The organism is Mesorhizobium sp. M9A.F.Ca.ET.002.03.1.2 (assembly GCF_003952365.1).
Classification (GTDB): Bacteria; Pseudomonadota; Alphaproteobacteria; order Rhizobiales; family Rhizobiaceae; genus Mesorhizobium.
Genome location: NZ_CP034443.1, coordinates 309,253 through 325,335, shown reverse-complemented (window position 1 = coordinate 325,335; position 16,083 = coordinate 309,253). Strand labels below are relative to the sequence as shown.

The window sequence follows — 16,083 nt, the reverse complement described above, 5'->3', positions numbered from 1 at the left end:
TGCCGTGCCAAACACCTCAAACTCCGAAACACCCCTCATCGTCATGGAGGGCGTCGGGAAGTGGTACGGCAGGTTCCATGCCTTGAAATCCATCGATCTCACGGTTCGCAGAGGCGAGAAAATCGTGCTCTGCGGACCGTCGGGGTCGGGCAAGTCGACGCTGATCCGGTGCATCAACCATCTCGAAGCCTTCGAGATGGGGCGGATTGAGGTCGATGGGACAGCTCTTGACGGCACGGCCAAGACGATCGACGCGGTGCGCCGCGAAGTCGGCATGGTGTTCCAGAGCTTTAACCTCTTTCCTCACATGACCGTGCTGCAGAACTGCACGCTTGCGCCGATGCGGGTGCGCGGCACCGCGAAGGCCGAGGCCGAAGCGATTGCGAGAAAGTATCTCGACCGCGTCCGCATTCTCGATCAGGCGGACAAATACCCTTCTCAACTAAGCGGCGGACAGCAACAGCGCGTGGCCATAGCGCGCGCGCTCTGCATGGAACCGAAGGCGATGCTCTTCGACGAGCCGACCAGCGCGCTTGATCCCGAAATGGTGAAGGAGGTGCTGGACACCATGATCGGCCTGGCAAGGGAGGGAATGACCATGGTCTGCGTCACGCACGAAATGGGCTTTGCCCGCCAGGTCGCCGACCGTGTCATCTTCATGGCATCCGGCGAAATCATCGAGGAAGACAAGCCGGAAGACTTCTTCCGAAATCCGACGCATCCGCGCACGCGCGCATTTCTCGGAGAGATACTCGCTCATCAATAAAGCAAAGGGTCCCGCGCTTCCTTCATGTCATTTGGGAACATCATGCCATCAGAATCCAACAAGTTCGCCCTCCGACACAAAGTCCGCGTCGGGCTGATTGGGGCCGACATCCAGATGTCGAAGTCGCCGGCACTCCATATGCGGGAGGCCTCCCTGCACGGGCTCGACTATTCCTACGAGTTGATTGACCTGACCCTGCGGGGCGTGGCGGTGGATCACCTGCCGGACCTCCTGTCGGAAGTTGAGGATCGCGGCTTTGCGGGCGTGAACATCACCCACCCCTGCAAGCAGATCGTGCTTCCCCTCCTTACGCGTCTGGCGGACGACGCACGCTCGCTCGGCGCGGTGAACACCGTGGTATTCCACGACGGGGAGCGCGTCGGACACAACACGGACTGCTCGGGATTCTATGAGAATTTCCGGCAGGGTCTTCCAGACGTGACGAGAGATCGCGCTCTGCTTCTGGGAGCAGGAGGCGCCGGCGCGGCGGTCGCCCATGCGGCGCTGTCCCTTGGAATGGGTCATCTGCTCATTTCGGATCAGGACGCCAGTCGGGCTGAAAGCCTTGCGCGATCGTTGAACGAACAGTTCGCCCCCGGCCGGGCATCGGCAACGGGAGACATCGAAGCCGCGATGCAGGCGGCGGACGGGCTTATTCATGCGACGCCTACCGGGATGCGAAATCATCCTGGGCTTCCGCTCGACGGTGCGCTGATCGAAAGCCGCCACTGGGTGGCCGACATCGTCTACATGCCCCTCGTGACGCCGTTGCTGGCCCTTGCGCGCGACCGCGGCTGCCGGACGCTCGATGGTGGCGGAATGGTCGTCTACCAGGCGGCGGGAGCGCTCCGATTGTTCGCCGGCATCGAACCAGATGCGGCACGGATGCGGCGGCATTTCAGCGAACTGGTCGGCGCCGACGCCGCGCCCGCCTGAGCTCCGCCCATGCCGCACATCACGATCGAATACAGTGCAGGATCATCGCGACGCATCGATATCGACGCGCTTGCAAGGGCCGTCCACAGCGCGGCGCAGAGCAGCGGCCATTTCGCTCCGAACGTCGTGCGCACCTTCGCGCAGGAAGCGAATTTTTCCTGCGTCGCCGACGAAGCCGACGACAACTGCTTCGTGCAGATCATCATGCGGATGGCGCCCGGTCGAACCCGCGAAGTACGCAAGGAGATCTCCCAACTTGTCTTCGCTGCTGCTGCGTACGCAGTGGCCAAGGAACTCGAAAGGGGACGCCTCGGCCTTCGCATCGATATCACCGAATCCGATCCAGAACTCTCGGTAAGCCGTAACACTCTGCCCCTCTGAATACGGGGCTGGGCGGAATCCGCCTGTCAAGAATTTGTGGGAGCGAGAATGAATGGCACCTGAAATCTACATCATCAACGGGCCGAACCTGAACCTGCTCGGCAAGCGTCAGCCGCACATCTACGGGCATGAAACCTTGGCGGACGTGGAGGTCGAGTGTGTTCGGGTGGCGGGAGAGCACGGACTTCGTGTCCGCTTTCTTCAGAGCAACGCCGAGTTCGAGATCATCAACTGGATCCACGAGGCGCGAGAAGCGGCTGCCGGGATTGTGATCAATCCCGCCGCTTTCACCCACACGTCCGTCGCCATTCTAGATGCGCTCAACACCTTCGACCACCCGATCATCGAGGTGCACATCTCCAACGTGCACAAGCGCGAGGCTTTCCGCCATCACTCCTATGTCTCTGCGATCGCTTCCGGTGTCATCGCGGGTTTCGGCACGCAAGGTTACGTTTTTGCCGTGCAGCGACTGGCCTTCTTGATCAAAGCCCAACAAGCATAGGAACGATCACGCGAGTGAACACGCGCGACAAGAACTTTACGCCCGGCGCAATCCGCCGTCGGGTGGAGCAGATCGAGGCAAGCATCGAGCGCTACTTGTCGATGCTCGACACGGCCGATCGTCAGGAGGACGAGGTGGCGGAGATGCGCAAGGATCGCCTGACGGAGCGCCTCGAACGCCTGCGCCAGCAGATGCGCGATCTGAAAGCGATGGAGAGAGCCGTCGAGGCAGCCCCGACGGCCAGGTCTCGCTGACCGATCCGGATGCCCGCGCCATGGCCACCAACGGCAAGGGCACGGGACTTGTCGGCTACAACGTTCAGGCGGCGGTGGACACGAAGCATCACCTGTCGTGGCCCACGAGGTCACCAATGTCGGTCACGATCGCACCCAGCTCACCAACATGGGCCAGCAAGCGAGGGAGGCCACCGGCGCGGATGAACTGATCGTGCTAGCCGATCGCGGCTACTTCTCGGGGAGGAAGTGCTGGCCTGCGACGATGCGGGCATCAAAGCCATCGTGCCGAAGTCGCTCACCTCAAGCGGCCTGAAACGCGGCTTCTTCGGCAAGCAGGACTTCGTCTTTGATGCCGGCCGGGATCTGTATGCCTGTCCAGCCGGACAGGAACTGACCAGATACCGATCGGACCGCGAAGGCGACGTCATCTTCTATCGTCATCTGACCGCCTGCTCGACCTGCGAACTCAAGCCTCGCTGTACGCCCGAGAAGCTTCGGCGCATCCGGCGCTGGGAGCATGAGCAGGTGATCGACGCCATGCAGGCCAGGCTCGACCGCATGCCCGATGCCATGCGGATTCGGCGGCAAACCGTCGAGCATGTCTTCGGGACCATCAAGGAGCTGGACAAGGCGCCGCTAGCTGGAGTGGGGGGAATGGTGGTAGCGGGAGAGGGATACCGCCAATACAGTGCTGTGACCGAGTTCGTTTGCTGACGGGGCTTCTTAATCAGCGCAAATAAGTCCGACTCCGACCTCCGCAACCAGTTCCAGCATAAATCACTAATAGTCGCGATCTGATCAAAGCCCCGCCGGAAATAACGGCAAGGCCCTTTCCACGGCACGTTGGCGAAGCGCGGAAGGGCACTCTGCCGCCCAGAGTACCGGCCTGCACGGTGAAGACGAGAAGGACGCTCTTCCAAGCGCGGAGTCGAATCCTCCCTCTCCGCCATAAGGCATTGTTTAAATTGATAAAAATACAAGAATAGGTTGCGCGCCCGCCATAAAGCCCGCCTACCGAAAACGGCGTATTCGCGGCACGTCAGCTTACGACACAAATATGCGGGGTTGATGCTTCGACCTGATAGATGGCAGAGATCAACTTCGGCCTCGCTAAGCGAAGTCGTGGGGTTCATGCGACAGCGGAATCAGGATATGCGACTAGCACCTCGTGCCGGGTCAACCTCGCCGTCGGAAAGTACCGATCGGTGCGGAACCAAACGGATTCACGCTTGTCGGCAGCGGACGCCGGCGGTGGCGGTCAGCACCCGAGCAGGCTCCCAATTATCGAGACAAACGTCCAGAGCGGAGCCAATCTTGGCACGCGACTTCGCCAGCCTGAGCGACTGCTCTCCTCGGCTTAGTCAAAGCATTCCTACGGAATGTTGCGCCTGGCCGGTGACAAATGAATCTCTGCTGGACCGCCGATGATATGGGGAGGCGCTCGCAAATCGCGCCCTACGCGCGGGTTGATCGGTTGATCAACATCAAAGCTTGAATATGAGAAATGCGCCAACTGTGACGGCGGTGGTCACCGTGGCTCGAGTGTCAGCTGATATGGTAAGGTTGAGTGTCGGCGAGTAGCAGAGGTCCAGCAACAATGACTTTGAGGCGAACCAGAGCTTACGGCGCATCCGGCTTGGTTCTAGCGGTTTGCACTGTGTTTGCTTGGCAGAACGCCACTGCTGCTCACAATTGCCACGCAGCCGCGACGCCTGGCGTCAATTGGCACGAGTGTGACAAGAAGCTTCTCATCCTAGAAGGACAGGACCTGAGTGGGGCGAACCTGTTCGGTGTTGATTTCACTTCGACCGACCTCAGGAACAGCAATCTCCTTGCGGCAAATCTTGAGAAGGCAACGCTTGTGCGTGCTTCCCTGGCCGACTCGACCGCCAGAGGCGCCCGGTTCGACAGAATCGAGGCCTACAGGACCGACTTCAGCCGAATGGACGCGCAGGGCGCTGTGTTTGCGAGCGCGGAAATGCAGCGCTCGAATTTCCAGGACGCCAATCTGACCAATGTTGATTTCACAAAGGCAGAATTGGGGCGTGCGCAGTTCCATGACGCCGATATCAGCGGCAGCCGCTTCTCGTTTGCCAATCTCGCGCGGGCGGACTTCCGACGAGCGACGTTCACCGCGCCGATAGACTTTGACCGCGCCTTTTTCTTTCTGACCCGTATCGAGGGCGTCGATCTTTCCAATTCGGCGGGTCTGTCCCAGTGGCAGCTCAACATGGCTTGCGGAGACGCCCGGACCGAGTTGCCTTCTGGCTTGACGAGGCCTGAAGATTGGCCCTGTCAATTCCAGCAGGAATAGTTGTCGGCAAGCGAACCTGCGGCAATGCTGCACCCGACGGGATTCGAACCTGTAACTTCTGCCTTCGGAGGGCGCAGATCCTCCGCCAAAGTGGCACGTTTCTGCGGTATTGCTATTGGCGAAATCGCGGCCGAAGGGTGTTTGTGCCCCTTCCGTTCACCGCTACCGGTTCAATCGAACCGGTAGCTCCTGTCCGAATAAGTGGCAGCGACTCTTGTATCGTCGAGAATGACTACCATTGTCGTGATTGTCAATTCAGAAGCCTGGCACCAACGCGTCGATCATACTCGCCTCGCAGCACTTGAAATAGGCCGCGGCATCTTGGGGGGCTTAAGCTTTCGTCGGTCAAACGCCTGTCGAATGCATCTAGCTGTGGAGCCTCAACAGGTTGTCCTCGGACAATCCGAGGCGACTGATGGGTGTTTTGGATTTTAGGCTGCCATGCGGGCGGTGCCAATTGTATCGGTGCAGCCAGACGGGCAGCTCGGCAGCACGGCGATCTGAGGTCGTGTAGGCTCTTGCGTAGGCCCATTCTCTGAGCGCGGTCTGGATGAAGCGTTCGGCCTTGCCGTTGGTCTTGGGCGTGTAGGGCTTGGTTCGGATGTGTTTGAGGCCGAGGGCTTTGCAGGCGGCGCGGAAGGCGCGGCTTTTATAGCAGCCGCCGTTGTCGGTCATGACCCGTGAGGTGGTGACGCCAAGGCTGGCATAGTAGGCGATGGCGGCGTTGAGGAAGGCGACGGCGCTTTCCTTTTTCTCGTCGGGCAGGATCTGGCTAAAGGCGATGCGGGAGGCATCGTCAATGCAGACGTGGACGAACTCCCAGCCCGCGCCGCCTTTACGGGAAGTCCGGCCATTGCTTTGGCCGGTGCGATCGCCGGTGATGCGATGGCCGATGCGGTCGAAACGGCCGAGCTTCTTGATATCGATGTGGATCATGTCGCCCGGCTCGTCACGCTCATATCGACGCACCGGCTCTGCTGGCTCAAGGTCCTTCAGCCGCGACAGCCCGGCCCGCGCCAGCACCCTGCTCACCGTCGCCGGCGAGACGGCGACCACACTTGCAATGTGCTTGCCCGTGAGGCGCTGGCGCCGCAGCGCAACGATCCGATCGGCCACAGCCCGTTCGGTCGCATTCGGACTGCGCCTGGGTCGCGACGAGCGGTCGACCATGCCGGCACGGCCTTCGGCCTTGTAACGCTCGACCCATCGCTTCACGACCTTCGCCGTCACCGCGAATTTCAACGCTGCTTGGGCTTGGGAAAGGTCGCCTTCCATGACCGCAAGCGCCATCTCCTCTCGACGAAGCGGCGTGAGACGGGCATTCTTATGAATGTTCATTCGGGTCCTCCGACGAATCTGAAGTGTGGTAACTCCAGTCTCCTCGGTCGGGCCCGAATGGACAACCTTCTGGAAACTCACAGCTAGAGCGGTTCATTCAGCAGCTTGGTGAGTCCCTTCGACCGGCGTGTACTTGTTTGTCGAAGGTTCAGGAATACAGTCGCAACGGGCTCACTATGTGATCTGGAAGGTCAACTGCTGATCCTCCCGCTCAACTCCTAATGAACCAGCGGATGCCGGGCGAATGGCGCTCCAGGCCGCTACTTGGGCTACGAATGGGGGCATTGACTCACGACCGCTGCGGGTTCTTCGACGACCCGCTGTCGTATGACTCACCTTGCGTAGACACAGCTTGTGAAAACGCGCGATAAGGTCGGCCTGCGCTAGATTCAAAGATGGCCGGGGCACCAGAAGATGGCACACCGAATGTGCAACGCAATGCTTGGCTTCGCGGCACTTGCCCTAGCCGCGTGCCAATCGGCTCCTGAAACGTCGCAACCGGCCACTCTCGAACCCGCGTTAGAACCTGGTGCCATTCCTCCCCAACCTGCCTTGGTTCCTTCCGGCTCAGCAATCATGCATCAATCCGTGGCGGTCACTCCCCCTGGCAAGGCCGTTCCAACAAAGTACGCTGCTTTTTCGGGTCTATGGGCCGGGCGACTGGATGGGATGTATGACGCCAAACTTGCTGTTCAGACGATTTCTTCTGATGGGAAGGTGACGGTCACCTATGCGTGGGGAAATCTGGGCGACAACTATCCGGGAGAGGCCGCCGGCGCTGGAAGACTTGTGGGGGCTACGTTGAAGCTTGAGCGCCTACCGAATGGCGCGGACGTCAGTTTTGTTATGCTGTCTGACGGAGCCCTCGCCGGAACCGTTAGGCTTGTTGGCCAGACCTACACGGGCGCGTTCCTCAGGCAATGATCAAAGACGCATCTGAAGGGCTGTGGAGAGGGCCAAACGACTGTTCCAATTTTGCAGCCTGTTGTTACCGGAGTGCGGGCCGTGCAGGTCGTGATCCCCAGATGTGAGCCACAACGCGATGCAAATGATCGTCGAACTTCTTGCCCGCCGCCTTGACGACGCTGCATGGGCTGAAGGAGGAACTGGCGGCGCGCGGGGTTAAGGTATCGCACAACGCGGTATGGCTGTTCCTGCGGCGCGAAGGGCTGCGGTTCAAAAAAAACGCTGTTCGCCCTTGAACAGGCCCGCGCCGACATCGCGCGGCGACGACAGCGCTGGCGCTCCTGGCAGGCCGGCCTGGATCCACGCCGGCTGGTCTTCATCGACGAGACCTGGATCAAGACCAACATGACCCCGTTGCGCGGCTGGGGACTGAGGGGCAAGCCTCTGCGCGGCTTCGCCCCGCACGGTCACTGGCGCACGCTGACCTTCCTCGGCGCACTGCGCTGCGACCGGCTCACCGCACCTTGCGTCTTCGACGGGCCGATCAACGGCGAGTGCTTCCGCGCCTATGTCGAACAGCAGCTCGTGCCGGTCCTGGAGCCGGGCGACATAGTCATCATGGACAATCTCGGCTCCCACAAGTCGACGGCTGTCCGGCAGATGATCCAGGCAGCCGGCGCCAGGCTCTGGTACCTGCCGCCCTACTCGCCCGACCTCAACCCGATCGAGCAAGCCTTCGCCAAGATCAAGCACTGGATGCGGAAGGCCCAGAAACGATCGATCGAGGAAACCTGGCGGCATATCGGCCACCTCGTCACCACCATCGAGCCGAACGAATGCAGCAACTACTTCGCAAACGCAGGCTACGCTTCCGTCAAATCGTGAAAGACTCTAGGTTGCCGGTTTGCCGGAAGGAATAATTACTTGCGGCCGAGGAGTATGAAACGTGCGGTGCCCCCGCCGCAGCGACAGCCTTCGCTATTCCTTCTTGTCGACCAGCGCCCGTAGTGCCGAGACGTCATGCAGCAATAACCTGCTGCCGCGCTTTTCGATCAGGCCTCTCTTGGCGAGATCGCTCATTTCGCGCGAGACCGCTTCCCTGTGCGTGCTCATCGTTGCCGCCAGCTCGGAATGCGTCGGTGCCGGGCTTATGGACACCTCGCCGTCCACGAGTGCGGCTTTCTCCGCCCGATGCAGGAGCTCGACGATCAGCCGTTTTCGCACGACCAGAGTGCTGTATTCGAATACCCGCTCGGTCATGCGCCGGAGCTGGGCAGACAGATGCTCAAGCAGCATCCAGGCAAAAGTCGGGTGGGTCATCACGATATCCCGGAATGCTGTGCCGGACAGCCGTGCAGCGCGGGTTGCCTCCAGCGCGACTACGCTGGCAGAGCGTGCAATCCCGTCAATGCCTCCGAGCTCCCCGAAAATGTCACCCGGTTCGACATCGCGATACGCTATCTCCCTGCCGTCCGCTGAAACCAGTGTCACGCGAGCCCGTCCTTCCAGCAGGAAGAAGACATCGCGACCAGTGTCGCCGTGGGAAATGATTAGCTCGTTGTGTCGATAGCTGCGCTCGTGCCACCGTTTGGTCAGCGCGGCGAGGTCGGCATCGCAAAGTCTTGAGATGAAGGCCAGAGAGCCTGTCACAACGGTCTCTTGTTCAATCAAGTGTACTTCACCTTACTCCCTATCCAAGGAAATTTGATGGCCGCAGACCCCGCTTTCCGGGATGCAAACTGGGAGCGGATTTCGCCAATGTTTTCCCCGGTGTGGGAATTCCCACAGCCGAGCCTGGTTCGACTGTCATATCCTTGTTGCACGTCAGGCCCGCCGGCTCGTGTGCAAGCCGGGGAAGGGAAAGGGAACAGTCATGAAATTCTTGGCTCCCGTCACAAAACTTGCTGCGGGGTTTCGCAAATTCGTCGCGCCGCGCTACCGCCCGGAGCTTTATTACATGCGTGGCCCGGGGCCAGCCACCGCCCGCCGTATGGGCACGCCGCGGCAAAACCAATCCATCGACCACTACGCCTAACTTGCCTCGCGGACGGCTGACGCTCTCGCCCGGAGTGCCGTTCGCGCCGTTCCGTGCCGGTCAATTCAGATCAATGAAGGGATGATCTGATCATGGTTATAATTCATGCTGCCGCCATTGGTCCATTTCGCAGGTGGTTACGCCTCCGCGCCGAGCGAAAAGCTCTCTTGTCGGCAACGGACCAGTTGAGCCGTTTACCCGATGACGTTCTTGGCGACGTCGGCATCTCACGTGACGAAATCATGTGCGCTTTGCGAAGCCGCGCCATCCGTCATGCGGAGGCAGGCGCGGCCGGCACGACGATCGAGCGCACCAGGATCGCTTCGGCCTCGATCCCGAAACGGTTGGCCGCCGGCAGTGGCTACGGCTCGGCCGAGATCCCCTTTGGCTGGTCCACGAGCGCGCGATCGAGCCTTACATCGCGGCTTCGACAAGCAGCGGCGCGGACGGGACCTTCGAACGGCACTACACCTGCGACCCCAAGGACTGAATGTTGACCTACGGGAGCTGAGGAGGATCTCAAAATGATCATGTCAGTTGTTAAGTCCCTCGCGCCTGTGACGCTCGGCACCGTGCCGATCGCAATCAGTCCGGCTTCATTGTCGGCTTCTGACGCTCAGGACCTCGCGTTCGCAAGTGCGCCGCACCGAGTGAGATATGTACGCCAAGATAAGTATTAGGATGCGAAGGTAACGACAACCCGGCTTCGTTCGTGGATGTTCGGGATGGCTTAGCGGGGGGCTCGGCACAGGCGGCAGGCGTTCCAGTTGGGAGGATGTCCGGCTGCCTGTGCCGATCATCTGCCGCTGCGCGGTCAAAGGTGGCGTCATTGAGTAGGCGTGCCATGGTGAACGGCGGCTGCCCGTGCCACCTGGCTTTCTTCCGCCAGACCGAGAAAGACAAGGCGTTCTGCCAGTGCTTGGATAGTGGGGAGGCGTGCAAAAGGATAGGTACGACCTAGGAAACGGCCAGGGTTCGTGTCAGTAGAGGGATACCGCCAATACAGTGCGGCCACTGAATTCGTTTGCTAACTCGACTCCTTTGCAAGTTATAGGGCAGTTTGCAGCCTTAAATCGTGTCCGTGATTTGAACCTGCGGTTTTTTCCCGACAAGGCTGAACGAGTGCAACCGGTCAAGCTCGCGGATTTCCGAATAGCACGCCTTGCTATCCCTCTCTGCGAACGATCGATTTGATGGCTTCTCTCGTCTCCCGCATGAGCACATCTTGCGAGACATGGACCAAGATCATGATCTCGGCAAGCTTGAAGCAGGCCACGCGTCCTGCGGACTGCTATTTTCCGCGGCAGCATTGCCGACGCTATTCTTGACCCGTAGCGAGCGCCACCCGCAAATGGTGGTGAAATCCCTCAAACGGGTCTTGCGCCAGGTGCCTGACAGAGCGATTCTACGCCTTGCAAGGATCGTGTCCGGCGGCGAGGTGTAGCTGGCGGCAGTGGTCGCCGTGCTCTCCGGCATGGGCCGGGCTGATCAGCGCGCCACGGCTGGCAAGCTGATCAGGGGATCATCGCTCATCTGGCTGATGGTTTCCAGCGCCATATATCTGGCCCGCTGCACTGCCATTCATCGTTCTGTTCGAGCAGGATTGCGCCGACGAGGCGCACGATGGCATCGTCGTTCGGGAAGTCCGGTCAGCTCGATGCCGGGCCTTGACTGGCTGAATTAAAGCACGCCGCAAGCGGGCTCATAGGTCGGAGCAAGAGCTGTCCGTGCGCATTGCTGACGGCTCGGGTCAAGGCCAGCCAAATTTGTCCGCCGCCTGTCGCACCACACGATCCGCAATCGGGATCGACGACGTTACGGCGGGCGAGGGGGCGTTGCAGACAGAACCGTTCTGCGCGTCGCGCGGATGATGAAGTCGTGTTCGATGGTGCCGTCGGCCATGTACCGGCGGAAATGTCGACTTGCTCCACGGATTTCCCTATCCGGGAGGTTAATAATCGACGACTTATTTTCATTTTACATTACCATTTCTGCATGAGAGACCAAAGCCAACGCGGCTGAAAACCTTGCTGGAGGCTGGGTAGCCGCTAAGGGAGGAAAGCCATGAAACGCATGCTTTTGGCCGCGGTGGCGGCAATAGCGCTTAGCGGAACCGCCAGTGCAGAAACCATCAAGGTCGGCGTGATCGGGCCGTTCTCCGGTCCCTTCGCCATCCAGGGCAAGAATTTCAAGGCCGGCATCGACGCCTGGATGGCATTGAACGGAGCCAAGGTCGGTGACGGCGACGTTGAGGTCGTCTATCGGGACCTTCCGGCCGCGAATCCCGCGCAGGCCAAGGCGCTCGCCCAGGATCTGGTCGTTAAGGAAAGCGTTCAGTATCTCGCCGGGTTCTATTTTACGCCCGATGCCATGGCCGTCACGCCGCTTCTCGAGCAGGCGAATGTGCCGATGGTGATCATGAACGCAGCCACGTCGGCGATCGTGACCAAGAGCCCGCTCGTCGTGCGCACCTCCTTCACGCTCTGGCAGACTTCGGTGCCGATGGCAAAGGTGGCGGCCGCGCGTGGCATCAAGAAGGTCATCACCGTCGTCAGCGACTACGGACCGGGCGTCGATGCCGAGACGGCGTTCGCGACGACCTTCAAGGCGGATGGCGGCGAGATCGTCGAATCGGTCCGCATGCCGCTTTCGACCACCGACTTCAGCCCGATCATGCAGCGGGTAAAGGACTCCGGCGCCGAGGCGGTCTTTGCCTTCCTGCCGTCCGGTCCGACCACGCTGGGCTTTCTGAAGTCCTACAACGAAAACGGCCTCAAGGGAGCCGGCATCCAGTTCCTGGCGCCTGGAGACCTAACGCAGGAATCCGATCTGCCGGCGCTCGGCGATACCGCTTTCGGGGTGACGACCACATTCCACTATTCCGTCGCGCATGACTCTGCCGAAAACAAGAAGTTTGTCGAGGCGACGCGTGCCGCGATCGGCAATCCGGTCGAGCTGTCCTTCCCATCGGTCGGCGCCTATGACGGCATGCGGGTAATCTATAAGATGATCGAAGCGACCGGGGGCAAGCAGGATGCCGCCAAGGCCGTCGACGCCGTCAAGGGAATGGCCTGGGAGTCCCCGCGCGGACCTGTCTCGATCGACGCCGGAAGCCGCCACATCACGCAGAACATCTATCTGCGGGAGGTCGCTAAAGCCGCGGACGGCACCTATTACAACAAGGAGATCCAGACGTTCGCGAACATGACCGATCCCGGTCTCGCCGCCGCCAAATAACCTTGCTGGGGCAAGCCCTCAGTCATCGGATACATGTCCGCAGGCGGCGGCCCGTCGGCGAGCGCTCGGAGTGAGAAATGCAGAGCGTGCTCAGCATCGCGGTCGACGCCCTTGCCTATGGCATGGTGCTGTTCGTCATCTCGATCGGCCTGTCGATGACGATGGGGCTGATGCGAGTGGTGAATCTCGCGCACGGGGCCTTTGCGATGGTGGGCGGCTATCTTGCCTCCTATGCCGTGCGTGATCTTGGTCTGGGCTATGTCGCCGGTGTCGTGCTTGCGGTGGCCGGCACCGTCGTGATTGCGGTACCGATCGAGCGACTGCTCTACCGCCGCATCTATAACAAGCCGGAACTTATCCAGGTGCTCATGACGATCGGCATCACCTTCTGCGTCATCGGCATCGCGAATTATGTGTTCGGGCCGACACTCAAGACCATCCCGCTGCCCGAGGTGCTGAGTGGACCGGTCGATCTCGGCTTTCGTTCGATTGCCGCGCACAAGCTGTTTGCCATCGTGTGCGGCCTCTCCGTCGCCGTGGCGCTCTGGTATCTCGTCGAGCGGACACCTTTCGGGGTGAAGCTGCGCGCCTCGGTGGACAACGCGCCGATGGCTGCCGCGCTCGGCGTAAGGACGAAATCCGTCTATGCGGCGAGCTTCGCGATTGCGGTCGGCCTTGCCGCGTTCGGCGGTATCGTTGGCGCCGAACTGCTGCCGATCGAACCCTATTATGCGCTGCGCTACATGGTGACCTTCCTCGTCGTCGTCTCGGTCGGCGGAGCCGGCTCGATCGGTGGCGCCTTGCTTGCCTGCCTGGTGCTTGGCGCGGTCGACACGACGGGACGTTATTTGGTGCCAGAGTATGGCGAGTTCTTCTTCTACCTTGCCGTGATCGTCATCGTCTGCGTGTTTCCGCGCGGCCTTCTTGGAAGGGCCTGACGGATGAACGCCAATCATCCTGCAAGCGTTACCGGGCAAGTCGTTAAGCCGCGCTTCTCCGCTTCGGCGGATTGGATCGGCCTTGCGGTGATCCTGGCGGCCTCGGTCGTCGGCAATCTCCTGTTTCCCAACAATCTCGCGCTGCTCACGCGCGTCATCGGCATCGTCATGCTGGTGCTTTCGGTCGATCTGGTCACCGGCTTCTGCGGCGTGGCGACGCTCGGTCACGCCGCGCTGTTCGGCGCCGGGGCCTACGCCGCCGGCATTGCGGCCGCGCATTTCGGCATATCGGATCCGTTCGCCATGATCGCGGCAGGCGCCGTCGGCGGCGCGGTCGCCGGCCTCATATCCGGCCTCGTGGTCCTGCGCAGCCACGGGCTTGGGCAACTTGTGCTTTCGATCGCCATCGTCAATCTTTTTCACGAGGCGGCCAACAAGGCCACGAGCTGGACGGGCGGCAGCGATGGCCTGACGGACATCGCGCCAAGCCCGCTGTTCGGTGTGTTCGGGTTCGATCTTTGGGGACGGACCGCCTATGTGCTGGGGATAGCGCTGCTAGTGGTCGTCTTCTTCCTGCTGCAGCGCCTGTCTCGCTCGCCGTTCGGGATGCTCTGCCGCGGCATCCGGCAGGACCCGATCCGGGTCGCGGCGATGGGGGCGTCGGTCAAGAAGACGCTGCTCAAGATGTACATCATCTCAGGCGCGGTCGCCGGTGTCGGCGGTGGCCTCAACGCAATCTCCACCCAGGTGGTGGGGCTCGACAGCCTGAGCTTTACCCTTTCGGCGCAGGCGCTGGTGATGCTGGTGCTCGGTGGCACCGGATCGCTCTACGGCGCGATCATCGGCACGGTCGTTTTCATGCTGTTCGAGGATTTCGTTTCCGCCGCCAATCCATTTCACTGGTTGACAATCATGGGCGCGCTGCTGGTCGCGGTCGTGCTGTTTGCGCCGCGCGGCATTTTCGGCACGAGCGCCCAGCTGTTCGATCAGTGGAGGCGGCGATGAATGCGGTGTTCGAGGTCGAGCGGCTGAACAAGACCTTCGGCGGGCTGGCAGTGACCCAGGCCGTCTCGCTGACGATGGCGCCAGGCGACCGCGTGGCGCTGATCGGGCCGAACGGCGCCGGCAAGACTACTTTCGTCAATCTCGTCACCGGCCATCTGAAACCGGATTCAGGGGTCGTTAGCCTCGCTGGCGAGCAGCTCAACGGCATGAATCCGATGCAGCGCGTGCAACGCGGCCTGGTAAGGTCCTTCCAGGTTACCCGCCTGTTTCCGGAAATGACGCCGCGGGAACATCTGGCGCTCGCCGTGCTGCAGCGCCAGGGCCGTACCGGCCGCCTGTTCGGCACGTTCTGGTCGATGCCGGAAGTCCTCGAAGAGATCGAGGCGCTGCTGCGCACGCTCGGCCTCGAGGGCGCTGCCGACCACAAGGTGGCGGAGATCGCTTACGGGCAGCAGCGGCTGCTGGAGATCGCCTTCGCGCTGGCGTTGAGACCGAAAGTCCTGTTGCTCGACGAACCCGCGGCCGGTGTTCCGCAAAGCGAAACGCCGCGCATCGAGTCCGCGCTTGCCGGGCTTCCCGCCGACCTGGCGGTGCTCATGATCGAACACGACATGGATCTCGTGTTCCGTTTCGCGCAACGGGTCATCGTCCTGGCCGCGGGCACGATCATATTCGACGGCGCGCCCGGCGAGGTGACGAAAGACACGCGCGTGCGCGAGGCCTATCTCGGGAGCTATGCCGATGACCGCAGCGCCGCTTGAGGTATCTGGGCTGACCGCCGGCTACGGCCAGACCCGCGTGCTCGAAGACCTCTCGTTCGGCGCCGCCGCGGGCGCCCGGCTGGCCGTGCTCGGACGAAACGGCGTCGGCAAGTCGACGCTGCTCGCCACGATCGCCGGCCAGACCCGGCGCCATGCCGGAGAGATCAAGCTGGGGGCGTCGATGTCGCCGGCAAGGACAGCGCCTCGCGCGCCTGGCTTGGCCTCGGCTACGTGCCGCAAGAGCGCGGCATCTTCCCGTCGCTGACCGTCGAAGAGAACCTTCTCGTCGGGCTGAAGGATCGCCAGCGATCGGCCTTGGACGAGGCCTACGCCATGTTCCCCCGGCTGAAGGAGCGCCGGCGCAATCGCGGCACCCAGCTGTCGGGCGGTGAACAGCAGATGTTGACGACGGCCCGCACCATCCTCGGCCGTCCATCCGTCCTCATGCTTGACGAGCCGCTCGAGGGACTGGCCCCGGTGATCTGCGACGAACTCATGGCGGCGCTGATGCGGCTCGCATCCGGTGGCGAAATGACCATTCTGCTCGTCGAGCAAAGGATCCGTGCCGCGCTGGACTTCGCCGATCAGGTCCTCATCCTCGAGCGCGGCCGGGTCGCCTGGACGGGGACCCCGGCGGGTCTGCGCGCCAGCCCGCAGACCGTCGAGCGACTGCTTGGCGTTGCTGCCGTGCCGCATTCGGTCGAATAGAGCAATTCCAGGCTGCTCGT

The 16,083-nt window shown here is 61.5% G+C and carries 13 protein-coding genes and 5 pseudogenes; 15 read left to right on the top strand and 3 right to left on the bottom strand.

The window, feature by feature from the left end:
* Positions 1-4 precede the first annotated feature (4 nt).
* From EJ066_RS01660 to EJ066_RS01630, 6 genes and pseudogenes are all read left to right on the top strand, one after another.
* Positions 5-766, top strand: coding sequence for an amino acid ABC transporter ATP-binding protein (locus EJ066_RS01660; RefSeq protein WP_126034513.1), 762 nt, complete (start codon positions 5-7; stop codon positions 764-766).
* Positions 767-808: 42 nt separating this feature from the next.
* Positions 809-1,702, top strand: a complete 894-nt coding sequence (locus EJ066_RS01655) for a shikimate dehydrogenase (RefSeq protein ID WP_245455059.1) — start codon at positions 809-811, stop codon at positions 1,700-1,702.
* A gap of 9 nt (positions 1,703-1,711) precedes the next feature.
* Positions 1,712-2,083, top strand: a complete 372-nt coding sequence (locus tag EJ066_RS01650) for a 5-carboxymethyl-2-hydroxymuconate Delta-isomerase (protein ID WP_126034511.1) — start codon at positions 1,712-1,714, stop codon at positions 2,081-2,083.
* Between the two features lie 52 nt (positions 2,084-2,135).
* Entirely contained in the window at positions 2,136-2,585 is a 450-nt protein-coding gene (gene aroQ / locus EJ066_RS01645) for a type II 3-dehydroquinate dehydratase (protein WP_126034510.1), read from the top strand.
* A 14-nt stretch (positions 2,586-2,599) separates the two neighbouring features.
* Positions 2,600-3,439 (top strand): annotated as a pseudogene (locus EJ066_RS31705) (transposase); the annotation flags it as partial.
* Between the two features lie 979 nt (positions 3,440-4,418).
* A complete protein-coding gene (locus EJ066_RS01630) occupies positions 4,419-5,135 on the top strand; it encodes a pentapeptide repeat-containing protein (RefSeq protein WP_126034507.1) in 717 nt (238 codons plus the stop codon).
* 366 nt (positions 5,136-5,501) lie between these two features.
* Here EJ066_RS01630 and EJ066_RS01625 read toward each other — a convergent pair whose 3' ends face one another.
* Positions 5,502-6,473 carry an IS481 family transposase gene (locus tag EJ066_RS01625; protein WP_126034506.1) on the bottom strand — a complete coding sequence of 324 codons (972 nt, stop codon included), beginning with the start codon at positions 6,471-6,473 and terminating at the stop codon, positions 5,502-5,504.
* A 669-nt stretch (positions 6,474-7,142) separates the two neighbouring features.
* On the opposite strand from EJ066_RS01625, the gene EJ066_RS31240 reads away from it, so the two are divergent.
* Both EJ066_RS31240 and EJ066_RS01615 read left to right on the top strand, forming a co-directional pair.
* Positions 7,143-7,397: a hypothetical protein gene (locus EJ066_RS31240; protein ID WP_189644414.1), complete on the top strand. Its 255-nt coding sequence runs from the start codon at positions 7,143-7,145 to the stop codon at positions 7,395-7,397.
* Between the two features lie 234 nt (positions 7,398-7,631).
* Positions 7,632-8,264, top strand: a pseudogene (locus EJ066_RS01615) (IS630 family transposase); the annotation flags it as partial.
* A 93-nt stretch (positions 8,265-8,357) separates the two neighbouring features.
* On the opposite strand, the gene EJ066_RS01610 reads toward EJ066_RS01615, so the two are convergent.
* Positions 8,358-9,050: a Crp/Fnr family transcriptional regulator gene (locus tag EJ066_RS01610; protein ID WP_210334858.1), complete on the bottom strand. Its 693-nt coding sequence runs from the start codon at positions 9,048-9,050 to the stop codon at positions 8,358-8,360.
* 202 nt (positions 9,051-9,252) lie between these two features.
* Between EJ066_RS01610 and EJ066_RS31235 the strand changes: the two genes are divergently transcribed.
* On the top strand, positions 9,253-9,414 hold the full coding sequence (locus EJ066_RS31235) for a hypothetical protein (protein ID WP_167522729.1): 162 nt from the start codon (positions 9,253-9,255) through the stop codon (positions 9,412-9,414).
* A 257-nt stretch (positions 9,415-9,671) separates the two neighbouring features.
* Positions 9,672-9,835, top strand: a pseudogene (locus EJ066_RS31700) (IS5/IS1182 family transposase); the annotation flags it as partial.
* A gap of 1,067 nt (positions 9,836-10,902) precedes the next feature.
* Here EJ066_RS31700 and EJ066_RS01600 read toward each other — a convergent pair.
* Positions 10,903-11,057: pseudogene (locus EJ066_RS01600) on the bottom strand (IS256 family transposase); the annotation flags it as partial.
* A 421-nt stretch (positions 11,058-11,478) separates the two neighbouring features.
* Between EJ066_RS01600 and EJ066_RS01595 the strand changes: the two are divergent.
* The 5 genes and pseudogenes from EJ066_RS01595 (at position 11,479) to EJ066_RS01575 (ending at position 16,063) form a co-directional block, all read left to right on the top strand.
* Positions 11,479-12,651, top strand: a complete 1,173-nt coding sequence (locus EJ066_RS01595) for an ABC transporter substrate-binding protein (protein ID WP_126034503.1) — start codon at positions 11,479-11,481, stop codon at positions 12,649-12,651.
* A gap of 77 nt (positions 12,652-12,728) precedes the next feature.
* Positions 12,729-13,589 carry a branched-chain amino acid ABC transporter permease gene (locus tag EJ066_RS01590; protein ID WP_126034502.1) on the top strand — a complete coding sequence of 287 codons (861 nt, stop codon included), beginning with the start codon at positions 12,729-12,731 and terminating at the stop codon, positions 13,587-13,589.
* 3 nt (positions 13,590-13,592) lie between these two features.
* Positions 13,593-14,594 carry a branched-chain amino acid ABC transporter permease gene (locus EJ066_RS01585; protein WP_126034501.1) on the top strand — a complete coding sequence of 334 codons (1,002 nt, stop codon included), beginning with the start codon at positions 13,593-13,595 and terminating at the stop codon, positions 14,592-14,594.
* Positions 14,591-15,355 (top strand): ABC transporter ATP-binding protein, encoded by a 765-nt coding sequence (locus EJ066_RS01580; RefSeq protein WP_126034500.1) that lies wholly within the window; start codon positions 14,591-14,593, stop codon positions 15,353-15,355. Before EJ066_RS01585 ends, EJ066_RS01580 begins: the two co-directional genes overlap by 4 nt.
* Positions 15,336-16,063, top strand: a pseudogene (locus EJ066_RS01575) (ABC transporter ATP-binding protein). The gene EJ066_RS01580 and the pseudogene EJ066_RS01575 overlap by 20 nt, the downstream one beginning before the upstream one ends.
* The last annotated feature ends 20 nt before the right edge of the window (positions 16,064-16,083 follow it).

What these genes read in the sequence shown, in the direction of transcription:
- EJ066_RS01655 (WP_245455059.1), top strand. Translation starts at nt 809, where the DNA reads ATGCCATCAGAATCCAACAAGTTCGCCCTCCGACACAAAGTCCGCGTC.
- EJ066_RS01650 (WP_126034511.1), top strand. Translation starts at nt 1,712, where the DNA reads ATGCCGCACATCACGATCGAATACAGTGCAGGATCATCGCGACGCATC.
- aroQ (WP_126034510.1), top strand. Translation starts at nt 2,136, where the DNA reads ATGGCACCTGAAATCTACATCATCAACGGGCCGAACCTGAACCTGCTC.
- EJ066_RS01630 (WP_126034507.1), top strand. Translation starts at nt 4,419, where the DNA reads ATGACTTTGAGGCGAACCAGAGCTTACGGCGCATCCGGCTTGGTTCTA.
- EJ066_RS01625 (WP_126034506.1), bottom strand. Translation starts at nt 6,473, where the DNA reads ATGAACATTCATAAGAATGCCCGTCTCACGCCGCTTCGTCGAGAGGAG.
- EJ066_RS31240 (WP_189644414.1), top strand. Translation starts at nt 7,143, where the DNA reads ATGTATGACGCCAAACTTGCTGTTCAGACGATTTCTTCTGATGGGAAG.
- EJ066_RS31235 (WP_167522729.1), top strand. Translation starts at nt 9,253, where the DNA reads ATGAAATTCTTGGCTCCCGTCACAAAACTTGCTGCGGGGTTTCGCAAA.
- EJ066_RS01595 (WP_126034503.1), top strand. Translation starts at nt 11,479, where the DNA reads ATGAAACGCATGCTTTTGGCCGCGGTGGCGGCAATAGCGCTTAGCGGA.
- EJ066_RS01590 (WP_126034502.1), top strand. Translation starts at nt 12,729, where the DNA reads ATGCAGAGCGTGCTCAGCATCGCGGTCGACGCCCTTGCCTATGGCATG.
- EJ066_RS01585 (WP_126034501.1), top strand. Translation starts at nt 13,593, where the DNA reads ATGAACGCCAATCATCCTGCAAGCGTTACCGGGCAAGTCGTTAAGCCG.
- EJ066_RS01580 (WP_126034500.1), top strand. Translation starts at nt 14,591, where the DNA reads ATGAATGCGGTGTTCGAGGTCGAGCGGCTGAACAAGACCTTCGGCGGG.